13 protein-coding genes are annotated in these 12,693 nt (G+C 70.6%); 2 read left to right on the plus strand and 11 right to left on the minus strand.

All coding sequences use genetic code 11. The features are described 5' to 3' along the window. Positions 1-54 precede the first annotated feature (54 nt). The 10 genes from ACFOSY_RS10885 to ACFOSY_RS10930 form a co-directional block, all read right to left on the minus strand. Positions 55-1,812, minus strand: a complete 1,758-nt coding sequence (locus tag ACFOSY_RS10885; RefSeq protein ID WP_394306549.1) for a thiamine pyrophosphate-binding protein — start codon at positions 1,810-1,812, stop codon at positions 55-57. Beyond that, complete coding sequence (locus tag ACFOSY_RS10890) at positions 1,809-3,011, minus strand: enolase C-terminal domain-like protein (RefSeq protein ID WP_394306550.1); 1,203 nt, start codon at positions 3,009-3,011, stop codon at positions 1,809-1,811. The genes ACFOSY_RS10885 and ACFOSY_RS10890 overlap by 4 nt, the downstream gene beginning before the upstream one ends. After that, on the minus strand, positions 3,004-3,885 hold the full coding sequence (locus ACFOSY_RS10895) for an alpha/beta hydrolase (RefSeq protein ID WP_394306551.1): 882 nt from the start codon (positions 3,883-3,885) through the stop codon (positions 3,004-3,006). Before ACFOSY_RS10895 ends, ACFOSY_RS10890 begins: the two co-directional genes overlap by 8 nt. A gap of 12 nt (positions 3,886-3,897) precedes the next feature. Then, positions 3,898-4,257, minus strand: a complete 360-nt coding sequence (locus ACFOSY_RS10900; protein WP_394306552.1) for a GH3 family domain-containing protein — start codon at positions 4,255-4,257, stop codon at positions 3,898-3,900. Next, positions 4,254-4,439, minus strand: coding sequence for a hypothetical protein (locus ACFOSY_RS10905; protein ID WP_394306553.1), 186 nt, complete (start codon positions 4,437-4,439; stop codon positions 4,254-4,256). Before ACFOSY_RS10905 ends, ACFOSY_RS10900 begins: the two co-directional genes overlap by 4 nt. Then, positions 4,436-5,143 (minus strand): response regulator transcription factor, encoded by a 708-nt coding sequence (locus ACFOSY_RS10910; protein WP_394306554.1) that lies wholly within the window; start codon positions 5,141-5,143, stop codon positions 4,436-4,438. Before ACFOSY_RS10910 ends, ACFOSY_RS10905 begins: the two co-directional genes overlap by 4 nt. 44 nt (positions 5,144-5,187) lie before the next feature. After that, entirely contained in the window at positions 5,188-6,066 is an 879-nt protein-coding gene (locus ACFOSY_RS10915; RefSeq protein WP_394306555.1) for an ABC transporter permease, read from the minus strand. After that, the gene (locus ACFOSY_RS10920) at positions 6,063-6,995 is read right to left on the minus strand and encodes an ABC transporter ATP-binding protein (RefSeq protein WP_394306556.1); all 933 of its coding nucleotides are present in this window, start codon (positions 6,993-6,995) and stop codon (positions 6,063-6,065) included. The genes ACFOSY_RS10915 and ACFOSY_RS10920 overlap by 4 nt, the downstream gene beginning before the upstream one ends. A 230-nt stretch (positions 6,996-7,225) precedes the next feature. After that, a complete protein-coding gene (locus ACFOSY_RS10925; RefSeq protein ID WP_031022391.1) occupies positions 7,226-7,417 on the minus strand; it encodes a DUF397 domain-containing protein in 192 nt (63 codons plus the stop codon). Then, the gene (locus ACFOSY_RS10930; RefSeq protein ID WP_394306557.1) at positions 7,414-8,289 is read right to left on the minus strand and encodes a helix-turn-helix domain-containing protein; all 876 of its coding nucleotides are present in this window, start codon (positions 8,287-8,289) and stop codon (positions 7,414-7,416) included. Before ACFOSY_RS10930 ends, ACFOSY_RS10925 begins: the two co-directional genes overlap by 4 nt. Positions 8,290-8,436: 147 nt before the next feature. Between ACFOSY_RS10930 and ACFOSY_RS10935 the strand changes: the two genes are divergently transcribed. After that, complete coding sequence (locus ACFOSY_RS10935; protein WP_394306558.1) at positions 8,437-8,907, plus strand: ATP-binding protein; 471 nt, start codon at positions 8,437-8,439, stop codon at positions 8,905-8,907. Positions 8,908-8,976: 69 nt separating this feature from the next. After that, the gene (locus tag ACFOSY_RS10940) at positions 8,977-10,638 is read left to right on the plus strand and encodes a carboxylesterase/lipase family protein (protein ID WP_394306559.1); all 1,662 of its coding nucleotides are present in this window, start codon (positions 8,977-8,979) and stop codon (positions 10,636-10,638) included. A 353-nt stretch (positions 10,639-10,991) separates the two neighbouring features. Here ACFOSY_RS10940 and ACFOSY_RS10945 read toward each other — a convergent pair whose 3' ends face one another. Continuing rightward, positions 10,992-12,503, minus strand: coding sequence for an AAA family ATPase (locus ACFOSY_RS10945; RefSeq protein ID WP_394306560.1), 1,512 nt, complete (start codon positions 12,501-12,503; stop codon positions 10,992-10,994). Positions 12,504-12,693: the final 190 nt, after the last annotated feature.

The following is a 12,693-nucleotide window of genomic DNA, read 5'->3' on the forward strand; positions in this document are numbered from 1 at the left end:
TGGGTGCCTCCTGGGGCATCGTTGGTTCTGGCAGGTCACTTGGGCCCGGACCGGTCATTCCATGAGGATCTCCACCAGGACGGGTTTGCCGTGCTCCTTGATGTGGGACACCGCTTCGCGCACGGTCGGCATGACGGCGCCGATGTCCTCCACACGCGGCAGCGTGTGGACGCCGAACGACTCGGCCAGGGTCACGAAGTCGACGGGCTGGTCGTAGAAGCTGGTCGCGATGTGCGCGCGGTCGGCGTCCCGGTCGCGATGGCCGGCGATGCGCTCGGCGTGCTGCGTGGAGTTCAAGTACAGGCGGTTGTTCATGACGATCACCAGCAGCGGCACCTCGTAGGCGGCAACGGTCCACAGCGCGCTGGGCGTGTAGAGGAAGTCACCGTCGGCCTGAAGGTCGATGCAGAGAGTTCCGTCGCCCTGATGGGCGAGGGCCGCGCCCACCGATGCGCCGAGGCCGTACCCGAGACCGCCACCGCCGTTGAGACCCAAGTAGCTGCCGGGCCGTTCCAACGGCCAGAGCTTCTTCACCCAACCGTCGATGGTGAGGCTGCCGGTGTTGGCGAGGATCCACTCCTCGTCCCGGACGGCCCGGTAGATCTCGTCGACGGCCGCGGAGACGTGGATGCGTGTCCGGCTCTTGGCCTCGTCAGCCTGGCGGCCCCAGTCGGCGCGCGCCTCGGTGTGCAGCGCGGATAGGGCCTTGACGCGCTGCTCCCGGCGCTCGGTGAATGCGGGGGCCGCGAAAGGGCCGGCCGGGTTCCCCACGACGGAACGGAGGGCGGCCAGGGAGTCCGCCGTGTCGGCGGCGACCGATCGGGTGACGGGCACGAACTGCTGGTAGTCGGCGGCCCACTTGCTGGTGAGCAGCTCGTTGAAACCGAGGGTGATGACATCGGCTCCGTTCGCGGGAGTGCCCTGGTCGGTGAGCGGGAGGAAGGAGCCGAGGGCGCCCACCAGGTCCTGCACCTCGAGGGCGACGACCAAATCGGCCTCGGCCAGCAGCTCGGCGCCGGTGTGGCTGACGTTGAGGTGGTGCGTGTTCGGGAAGTTGAGCCGGTTGCCCCGGTCGACGACGGCCGCACCGAGCAGGTCGGCGAGCGCGACCAAGGGCTCGACCGTGTCGGGGTCACGGCCGGAGAAGTCGACAACCAGGACCGGCAGTCGGGCGTTGAGCAGCCGCTGTGCGAGGTCGTCGAGGTCGGTACGGTTCAGCCCCGGCAGCCGGGTGGCCTCGGTCGCACTCGCCGGCAGCAGTCGTACGCCATCCTCCAGAGGCTGTTCCTGTACGTCGAAGTCGAGCGCGATGAACACCGGCGCATGCGTCGGGGTGTTCATCAGCTTGAAAGCACGGTAGAAGGACTCGACCGTGGCCTTCTGGCCGATGGGCTGGTCGCACCACTTCACGTAGTCCTTGACGACGGACTCGATGTTCTGCGAGGTGTGAATCCAGTCGATCCAGGGACGCCGCTTTCCGGCGTCCACGGGGCCGTTGCCGCCGATCACGAACAGTGGTACACGGTCGCACCAGGCGTTGAAGATCGCCATCGAGGCGTGCAGCAGCCCGACGTTGGCGTGCACGAAAACGCCCATGTGCCGGCCGCTCGCCTTGTGATAGCCGTGCGCCACGGCCACGGCGATCTCCTCGTGGCAGGTCATCACGATGTCGGGCGCGATGTCGGCATTGTCCTCATGGACGAGGGAGTCGTGCACGCCACGGAAGGACGCGCCGGGATTGAAGGCGACCTTGTCGATGCCCTGCTGATGGAGGAACTCCACTACCAGGTCGGAGAAGTAGGACGTCGTCATGCGTGTTCCTTCGCGTGAAGCACGGTGGTGGACACCGGATGCCAGGACGGGTCGCTCTCGGTGCGGCCCGACACGGCCCAGGAAGCGGCGTGCTCATTGAGATCGAGGCCGAAGCCGGGTCCGGCGGCTGGTGCGATGGTGTTGGTGGACCGGCACACGGCCGGGCGCGGCGAGACGACCATCTCGGGGAAGAATCGGTCGGCTTGGCCGGCCTCGACGGTGAGGGCGTCGCTGTGTGCGAACGCCAGGGCGCGGCCCGCGTTGATCAGGGGGCCCACCTCGGCGACCTGCACGCCGATCTGGAAGGCGAGCCCGGCCTGGCGTGCCAGGCCGATCAGCCGAGCCGCGGTCACCGGGCCGCCGTTCTTGGCCACGCGGATGTTGAAGGCGTCGCAGGCCTCGGACTCCACAGCCCGCCGCGCGTCCTCGAGGGTGCACACCGACTCGTCGAGCATGACACCGAGTCCGGTACGGGCCCTCAGCCGGGCGAGATCTGCCCAGGAGCCCTTGGCCAGCGGCTCCTCCACGAGGTCGGCACCGGCATCGCGCAAGGCTGCCAGGTGCCCGGTGGCCTCCTCGGAGGACCAGCTCATATTGGCGTCCACCATGACCGGGACGCGATCCCCGAGGCGGGCACGGATGGCGCCGACCGTACGGACGTCGCGGCGGATGTCGGCCGCCGCCTTGACCTTGACGAAGTGGAACGGACCACGGGTGTCGAGGAATTCCTCGACGTCGAGGCTGAGATCGAGCACTTGGGACACCGGCAGGACCGCTGGAGGCATCGCAGGCGCCCCGTGGTCGGGCACCAACTGCCGTCCCTCCAGACCCAGTCGGCGTCCCAGCAGGTCGAGGAGCGCGGTCTCGAGGAGACAGAGCAGGTTGTTGCCGCCTCGCAGGCCGAAAGTCTCGGCGACCCCCGCCTCGCGCATGCGCGCGAGGAGTGAGGCCGGCTCGGTGGAGCGGAGCCGCGCGAACACCGTGTCCAGCGGCAGTTCGTGCAGCGCCGCCGTCACGGACTCGGTGGTCTCTCCGGTGACGTACGTCCGGGGGGCGCACTCCCCGAGACCGGTCGCCCCGTCGGCCTCCAGGCGCAGCACGAGGCTGTCGGAGGCCGAACGGCGCTTGGCGGGGTGGTCGAAGTCGACCGCCATGGGCAGCTCGACCCGGTAGAGGGTGGCTCCGGACCGCTCAGGCATCGCGGTCCAGTCCCTGGAGCAGGGTGAAGGTCGACGCCCAGTCGACCAGCCGGGCGCGGACGTCGGTGTAGAAGAGGTAGTGCCTGTCCGTCGCGAACTGGACCAGCGCACCGTGCACCCCGGTCATGCGCAGGAAGGTGGCGCGCGCGTCGTCGAGGTCCACGATCGGATCGGCGACCCCGGACACGTACGCCGCCGGGACCGGAGGCAGCTCCCGTCCGGGCCGCATGTACAGCGTCTCCAGGCCGAGCAGCACGCCCCGGGAGCGGCGGGTCAAGGAGCGCACCGCCAGGTCGTCGTGGTCGATGAAGTGCCGGTGCCGTACCTCGTCGGTGAAGTCCTCCGCTCTGAGGCCGGCGTCCCACAGTTCTCGGCCCGTCTCGGCTGCGAGGGCGGTGCGCTGCTCGTCGTCCAGCGTGGCGTACAGCTTTCCCAGCCAGGCCGAGCAGAAGATTGCAGCGTCGTAGCGGGTGGTGAAGTCCGGGTGGTGCATCAGCGCCGCCATGAAGGAGCCGCCGAGGCAGTGCCCGAACAACGACAGCGGCACCTCTTCGCCGATCGCCCTCCGCACGTGCTCCACGGCCGTGATGTAGTCCCGCAGCAGGGTGTCCACGTCGGGCAGGTCCTGCCGGTCGCCCCCGCTTATTCCGCTGCCGCGGCGGTCGAGGACGTAGAAGGCGATGTCGTTGTCGGCGAACTGCGGGCCGACCTCCCACAGCCAGCCGGCGTGGGACTGCAGCCCGTGGAAGTAGAAGACCGCTCCCTTGACCGGCCCGCACGGGCGCCACACGTGCAGCGCCAGCTCGGCACCGTCGACCGGGAGCCCTACTATCTCGCGGCGGATGTTCTGCGGCGGCCTCTTGGTCTCGATCACGTCGGACTCCTTTCAGCGATCGGTGAGGGCGGTGACGAAGTCGACATCGCGCTGGAACGGCTTGTACTTGTACTGCGTGGCGTTGCCCGCCTGGCGGCGGCTCTCGACGTACGCGGCGATGGCGTCCCGGGGCACGGTGACGACTTCCAGCGCACCGAGCCGACCGCTGTCCCTCTTGGAGGCGTACTCGATGTTCATCTCGTGCAGTGCCGCGTCGACGGTGTCCGACAGGGCCCGGTTCAACTGCGGGGACGGCTCGGTGACCTCGGTGACGATCACGTAGTACGGCGGCTCGGCCCAGCGCGGGCCGCACATGTAGAGGCCGGTTCCGAGGCCGTGGACCGCCAGGCCCCGCTGGATGGCCTGGGTCACCTGCGACTCGGTGATCTTCTCGCCGGTGAAGGAAGCTGGTCGACGAGCTGACGTTGCAGCAGGGTGACGAGCAGCGCGTTGCTGGCGAGCAGGGCGGCGACCACCAGCAGCAGGCAGATCGCCACCAGGCGGCCGCGCAGGGACAGCCGTTCCAGGACCCGGCGGGCGGACGGCGGCCTCATGGGCGGGGCCTGCGCAGTACGTAGCCGATGCCCCGCACCGTGTGGATCAGCTTCGGCTCATCCGTGTCGATCTTGCGGCGCAGATAGCTGATGTAGGAGGCGACGATGGAGTCGTCGCCGCCGAAGTCGTAGGCCCAGACCCGCTCCAGCAGCTGCTCCCGGGACAGGACCCGTCCGGCGTTCTCCATCAGCACCCGCAGCAGGCTGAACTCGGTCGGGGACAGCTCCACCGACCGGCCGCCCCGGAGCACCTGACGGCTGTCCGGGTCGAGCTCCAGGTCACCCACGACCAGCAGGCCGTCCTGCCGGTGGCCGCCGGTGCGGCGCAGCACGGCCTGGATGCGCAGGACGAGCTCCTCCAGGTTGAACGGCTTGGTGACGTAGTCGTCGCCGCCCGCCCGCAGCCCGCCGATCCGGTCCTCGGCCGCGTCGCGGGCGGTCAGGAACAGGATCGGCGGAGGCCCGCCGGCCGCGGCCGGGTGCGACTGCCGCAGCCGGCGTGCGACCTCGAAGCCGTCGATGTCGGGCAGCATCACGTCCAGGACGATCAGGTCGGGCCGGCGCGCGCCGACCTCCTCCAGCGCCCGCGTCCCGTTCTCGGCCGCGACCACCTCGAACCCGGCCAGCCGCAGGCTCGCCGACAGCAGGTCACGCAGCGTCGGCTCGTCCTCCACCACCAGCAGCAGCTGCTCTGCGCCCGTCATGTCACCCGCTCCCCACCGATCATCGGTCCCAGTCTCCCGGCCCGCTAGGCGTCGCGCTTGCGGAAGACGACGAACGCCGCCGCCAGCAGCACGGCCACGCACCCGGCCATCACACCGAGACCCGCCCACGGGCCGAGGAGCTCGGGATCGCGGTAGCCGGTGATGATCTGCCCTCCGGCGATCGGCGGCCAGTACGTCGACACCCACTCCCCGACCCCGCCGGGCAGGGCCGGCGCGAACGCCTGGACGATGAGCAGCACGCCGAACAGTGTCGTCACCGTGGCCGTCGTGGAGCGGATCACGGTACCCAGAGCCAGTCCGAAGAGCCCGGCCAGCGCCAGATACAGACCACCGCCAAGGATGCCGCGCAGTGCCATGCCGTCGGACAGCGCCAGGTGCGGAGCGCCCGCCCCGGACAGCGACGCCTGCCCGACCAGAAACCCGGCGAGGGACACCGCGATCCCGGCCGGCAGCGCCACGCCCACCAGGACGACCGCCTTGGACCCGAGCACCCTGGCCCGGTGCGGCACCGACGTCAGTGTGCTGACGATCGTACGGGCGCCGTACTCGGAGGTGATCACCATGCCGCCCAGCAGCCCCAGGGCGATCTGCGCGAGCAGATAGCCGCGCAGGCTGGTGGCCAGCGGATCGAAGACGGCCCGGTCGGCGGGGCTCAGATCCGCGTACTCGCTGCCGGCCGACGAGCCGTTCAGCGCGGCGAGACCGACACAGAAGGCGAGGGTCCCGAGGATCAGGTACGGCGTGGAGCGCATCGTACGGATCTTGATCCACTCGGCGTGCAGGCTGTGCCGGAAGGTCGCCCCGCGCGTGGTCGGACTGCTCGGTTCCGGGCCGGTCCGGCGGGCGGGGACGGGGGCCTTCGCCGTCCGGCCGGGGCGGGGCCGCACGGCGGTGCGGCTCATCGGCTCGCCCCCGTCATCGTCTCCGTCTTGGTCTCGGCCTGGTACTCCACCGCGTCACGGGTCAGGTCCATGAACGCCTGTTCGAGGGACGCCTGACGGGGTGACAGTTCGTGCAGTTCCACGCCGCCGGCCGCCGCGAGGGCGCCGATCTCCGCGGCCTCCAAGCCGGTCACCACCAGGGCGCCGTCGTCCTCCGTGCGCACGTCGACGGCCGTGGCCAGCAGGCCGCGCAGGGTCTCGGCCTGCGGGCTGCGTACGAGGACCTCGCGCTCGGAGTTCGTGTCGATGAACGCCTTCATCGACATGTCCGCGATCAGCTTGCCCCTGCCGATGACGATGAGGTGGTCGGCGGTGAGCTCCATCTCGCTCATCAGGTGGCTGGACATCAGCACGGCGCGTCCCTCGGCGGCCATGCTCCGCATGAGCTGCCTGATCCAGACGATGCCCTCCGGGTCGAGCCCGTTGAGGGGCTCGTCGAAGACGACGACCGGCGGGTCGCCCAGAAGGGCGGCTGCGATGCCGAGCCGCTGGCGCATGCCGAGCGAGAAGGTCCCCGCCTTGCGCCGGGCGGCCTTCTCCATGCCGACGTCGGCCAGCACCTCGTCCACCCGGCGGCGCGGGATGCCGTTGCCGGCGGCGAGCGCCAGCAGGTGGTGGAACGCGCTGCGGCTCGGCAGCACCGCGCCCGGGTCCAGCAGCGCCCCCACCGCGGTGAGCGGCGCGGGCTGCGCGGCGTACGGCCGCCCGCCGACCGTCGCGGTGCCCGCGGTGGGGGCGTCCAGGCCGAGGACCATGCGCAGGGTGGTGGACTTGCCGGAGCCGTTGGGCCCCAGGAAGCCGGTCACCTCCCCCGGCCGGACGGCGAAGGTCAGGTCGTCCACGGCGAGGACGTCGCCGTAGCGCTTGGTCAGGCCACGCACTTCGATCATCAAGGCTCCCGAACCGGAGGCGGCAGTGGTGCACGCGAGGGCCGCGCGCACCACTCCACGTTCGGCGGCCGAGGTGAGCCGACTCTGCGTGAACATGTGTGCCGCATGGGAGCCGCGAGCCTGTGAACTGCGGAAACCGCACCGTAGGGGGCCGTGGGGCCGGGGATTCACATGGAACTCACATACGGGAGCGCTGCCCCTGGCGCGTGGCCAGGGGCAGACTCAGAGCGTCACCGACCCGCGAAGCGGACGAAGGCGTCCCAGGCCGCCGCGTCCACTGCGAGGCCGGGCCGGGCTACGTCCTTGGAGTCGCGTACGTGTACGAGGTGAGGGCGGAGGGCGACCTCGACGCACTGACCGCCCTCACCGCTGCTGTAGCTGCTCGTGCGCCACGTGACGACTTCCTCGACGTCGATGTTCATGTGTCTCCCAGCAGTTCCTCGACGAAGGTCAACGACTCGCGGGGCGTGAGAGCTTGTGCCCGTAGCAGACCGTACTGCTCTTCGAGCTGACGGACAGCGCCCCGGTCCGTGTAGAGGCGGCTGTCCTTGTACGCCTCCACGTAGGCGATCCTCCGCGCATTCTGCGTCTCGATCAAGGTGAAGGGACCAGCCAGACCGGCATGCTCGTCGCGCGCGTTCGGCATGATCTGGATCTCGACGTTGCGCCGCCGACCGTGCAGCAGAAGCTGCTCCAGTTGTCCGCGCATCACCTCGGTACCGCCCAGGGGCCGCGTCAGCGCGGACTGCTCGATGACGAAGCTGAGGGTGGGCATCGGCACGCGGCTGAAGATCTGCTGCCTGGCGAGACGCGCGGCAACCCGCTCCTCGATCACCTCCTCGCTGAGCAACGGTCGTCGCATCGTGAACACGGCCCGCGCGTATTCCTCGGTCTGCAGCAGCCCGTTGATGAGGTGGGTGTCGTACGCATGAAGCTCTACCGCCTCCCCCTCCAACCTGGCCGCGTCGCGGAAGAACGCCGGATACTGCGCCCGGGCCACCTCCTCCTTCATCTCCTGGAGGACCCCGCCTGCGTCCAGCACCTCGTCCGCCTGGTCGATGAACCTCGGCGGCGGCACCCGCCGCCCCTGCTCGTACGCGGCGATGGTCGACACCGAGTACCCCGTCAGCGAGCCGAACTCGGGCCGCTCCAGGCCCGCCCGCATCCGGAATCGCTTCAACTGGCGTCCGAAGACCCGCAGGACACCGGAGCCGGCGTCCGGTTCCGGATGCCGCTCCTCGGCCTCGCCGTCCTCGGCCGCCGCCCCGTCCACCAGTCCCGTGGGCTCACTCATCCCCGTACCACCTCCCTCGGTCAACGCACCCCCGCGCCGACCGTCACGCTCCGTCCCGCCTACACCCGCACATCGGCCACTTACAGCGACGACTCGTATGCGTGGCGTGTCTGGTCACGCTAAAACCGCACCGGCAGCGTGGGCCACATGAACAGCCGAATCTCCACCCCTCGGGTGCACACCTCCGGCGTCGGAGGCGAAAGCAGCTGCCCCCTGCACGAGTTCGCGATGGCGTTCACGTCCTCCCCGCGCGGCGCCCGCCTGGCCCGCAGACTGGTCTCGCACCGGCTGGACAGCTGGGGGCACCCGTACGGGGGCCGGGTCAACGAGACACTCACGCTGATCACCGCCGAGCTGGCCGCCAACGCGGTCCGGCACGGGCATGTCGCCGGACGGGACTTCCACGTCCGGCTGACCCTCGGAACGGCCACCGTGCGGGTCGAGGTGAGCGACACCCGGACCGAACGCGTCCCCCTGCTCGCCGACGCGGAAGCGCCGGGCGAGGCGGAGTCCGGCCGGGGTCTGCTGATCGTCGCGGGACTGGCGACCCGCTGGGGCGTCACGCCGCGCGAGGGCGCGCCGGGCAAGACGGTGTGGGCCGAACTGCGTCTCACGTGAGACGCCGATCAGGTCACCACCGGCGGGTCCGTGCGTACCGGGACCATGGCCGCGTAGAAGATTTCCGCCGTGACGAACCGCAGAACAGACCGTCGGGCCCGTCGGGCGTACGTCGTGATGACGGTGTGCGCCCTGGCGCTCTCCACGATGACGTCCGCCCCCTTCGCCTCCGCCGAGCACGGCGCTCACGCCGGCGGCGCCACGGTCGGCGAGACGGTGCGCACGAAGGCGGGGACGGTGCGCGGGACCCGGTCGGGCGCGTACCGGATCTTCCGTGGCATCCCCTACGCGGGCGCCCCCACAGGGCCCCACCGGTGGGCCCCGCCCCGGCCCGTACAGCCGTGGAAGGGCGTCAGGGACGCGACCGAGCCCGGTCCACTGTGCCCGCAGGTGCCCTCCCAGTACGCGCAGATCTCCAGCACGGAGGAGGACTGCCTGGTCCTCGATGTCACGACGCCACCGGATGCCGACCCACGGCGGCCCTCACCCGTGCTCGTGTGGATCCACGGGGACGGTGCCGTGGGCGGCGGTTCCCTCTTCGACGGGCGTCGGCTGGCCGAGCGCGGGCTGGTGGTCGTCACCGTCAACTACCGTCTCGGCGTCTTCGGCGGCCTGGCTCTGCCCGGCCTGCCCGGGTCCGGCACCTTCGGCCTCCAGGACCAGCAGGCGGCCCTGCGGTGGGTACGGGACAACGCGCGCGCCTTCGGCGGTGACCCCGGCAACGTCACCGTGGCGGGAGTGTCCTTCGGCGCGTCCGCCATCGCCGGGCACCTGACGTCTCCCGCGTCCAAGGGCCTCTTCCACCGGGCGATCATGGCCAGCGGTGAAGGCATGCTGGACATGCCGGCCGGTGCGATGGGCCCGGACGTGCCGGGATACCCGTGGTACGTCTGGCGCTCGGGGCGCGAGATGGAGGACATCACGACCGCGATGACCTCGTCCCTCGGCTGCCAGGACGACCGGCCCGCCCGCACCCTCGCCTGCCTGCGCGCCCTGCCGGTGGAGACCATCCTCGAGGTGCCGTACATCATGAACGCCTTCCAGGCGTTCGGCTACGGCAACAGCACGCTGCCCCAGCTGCCGCCCGCGGCGCTGCGCGCGGGACGCTTCCACCGGGTGCCCGTCCTGTCGGGGGCGACCCTCGACGAGCACCGCCTCTTCGTCGGGATGACGTACGACGCGGCGGGCCGGCCGTTCACCGAGGCCGACTACGACCGCGCGCTGCACACCGCCTTCGGCGCACCGCTCGCCCGGCGGGTACGGGAGGAGTACCCCACGACCGCCTTCCCGTCCCCCGCACTGGCGTGGGCCACCGTGATCACCGACCGCATGTGGGCGCGCGGCACCCGGGCCATGCACGACACCTTGAGCCGGCACGTGCCGGTGTACGCGTACGAGTTCGCCGACCGGGAGGCGCCGATGTACTTGCCGCTGCCCGGTGACTTCGACTTCGGCGCCTACCATGCCGGGGACATCCCTTACCTGTTCGAGGACGAGGTGGCCGAGCCGCTCCTCACCCCGGCACAGCGCCGGCTGTCGGCGACGATGACCGGCTACTGGGCCGCGTTCGCCCACGCCGGCGCACCTCACGGCCCCGGGCTGCCGCCCTGGCCGTCCTACCAGCGGGAAGGCGCCGGCCGACCGTACACGCAGTCGCTGGCGCCGGGGCGTATCGGCCCCGTCGACTACGGCCGTGTGCACAACCTCGGGTTCTGGGACCGCACGCCCTGACACACAAGCGCGATCGCCTCGCAGAGGCCCACCGGCTCACACCCACCGGCCACTTCCGCACCAGTCCCCGCGCCGCACCGGCCCTGCTGGGCAGCGTGCTGAACCATCGGGCCGTCAGCTCACGGGAGCGCGGAATCCCAGGGTGTAGGCGGCGGCGAAGTGACCGGCACCCACTGTTGCCCGTGCGTCGGCGGCAAGGAGCGGCTCCGGTAGCGCCCTCGCCCAGGGCCCGCGACCCCGCCCTGGAGTACGCGTACGCGGGCAACCCCATCGGGGCTGCCGCCCTGGACCGGCCGCGTCCGACAACCCGCGGCGCGCGAGCACACCCCACCGTGCCAGGGACTTCGCCGTCGTCATCGCAACGGGAACGGTGGCTCCCCGACCCCGTAGAGAGTCGCCAGGTCGACCAGGAGCAGATCTTCGCGGCCGGCCGCGGACTCGATCAGGTTCGGGTGGAAGCCGTGCAGGGAGAACAGGGCCAGGGTGGTGCCCGTGGTGTCGTATCCCTGGTCGGCGAGCAGGGTACGAATGCGTTCCAGGCGTTGCAGGTCACCGGTGCCGCGGCGGGCGGCGGTGGCCTTGGCCTCGCCGAGGAGGGCGATCCGGGCACGGGGGGCCTGCGGACGCTCGCCCAGGGCCAGGGCGATGACGTCGACCTCGTGCTTGGTGCGGGCTGCCGGGTCGGCCACTTCGGTGGTGCCGACCGGGCCGGGCAGGCCGCCGGGAAGCAGCGTGTGGGCGTAACGGCGGGTGAAGGTGCGGGCCAGGTCCTCGAAGTGGGGGCCGATGATCTTGGAGTTGAAGGTCGGCGCGGCGGCCTGCCACGCCTCTTCGGCGAAGCCTTGTTCCACGATGGCTGCCTGCGGCAGAGTGACCAACTGGTTGAAGCGGATGACAGGGTCGGCCAGGGTGATGACAGGGTGGCGGGGGCGCAGGATGTCCTGCTCACGCTGGATGTAGCCGGTGGATTCCAGGACGTCGAGCGGGTGGGCGACCGCGTTGCGCTGTCGTTCCAGGGCTGCGCCGATCTTGGTGGGGGTTGTGGCGCCCTGGGCGATCGCGGTGAGGATGTCGTAGTAGAGGGTGTGCTGCGTGATCCGCGGATCCTCTCGCAGCAGATACTCCGTCTCCGTACGCGAGTACACCGCCCGCCCCGGGTCCAGGAGCGTCCGCGTCAGCCAGGAGGAGAAGCCGTCGTTCGGGTGCGGGCGGGCCGCCACCGGCCGGTAACCAGGAGCACCACCGAGGACGGCGTGCACCTGTAGGGCGGTCAGCGGGTCGCCGATCTGCCAGAACGCACGGCTGGCCCGGTAGTCGAAGGCCCCCAGCCGCAGATCGATCACCGCACGGCCGCGCAGCGGTTTCGTCCCCGACAGCAGTTCGTGCATCACGCTCATCGCGGACCCGCAAAGGATCACCCGCGCTCCGGGGCCGGCCCCGGTGCCCCGCTGACGCTCGTCATAGAGCTGCTGCAACAGGCCAGGGATCTCAGGAGAGTGCTGGAGGAGATACGGCAACTCGTCGATCACCAGGAGCGGAGTCCGTGAACGCGCGGTGACGTCGAGGGCGTTCGACAGAACCTCACGCCAGTCGGTCAACCGCAGCGTGCCGGGCCGCAGACCCGCGTGGGCCGCGATGGCGTCGCTGAACCGCTGGATCGCGGGCAGCCGCCCTTCCTCCCGCACCGCGGTGACGTACAGCCCCCCGACCCGCTCCGACAGCGCCTGCAACAGATACGACTTCCCGTGCCGCCTGCGCCCCGACACGATGCCCAGACGCATGGCCGGATCCGGATCCGTGACGAACTCGGTGAGCAGCCCCCACTCACGATCACGGTCGACCACGTCGTCAGGCTTGGCAAGCATGCTCTCGTGCACCGAAACTCTCCACCAGCGCAGATCCACAGGACGTGTCTAAGTCTACTTAGACAAAATCGGTCCAGCTCGACTTGGCGAGACTCACCGGCGCCACCGCCACCCACAAGGGGGATGCCGCCCCGCTTCGGGGCGGCATCCCCCTGCTCAGGGCGGTCGACGGTCGGCGACGGAACAGAAC

The organism is Streptomyces lusitanus (assembly GCF_042647945.1).
GTDB classification, from domain to species: Bacteria; Actinomycetota; Actinomycetes; order Streptomycetales; family Streptomycetaceae; genus Streptomyces; species Streptomyces pseudogriseolus.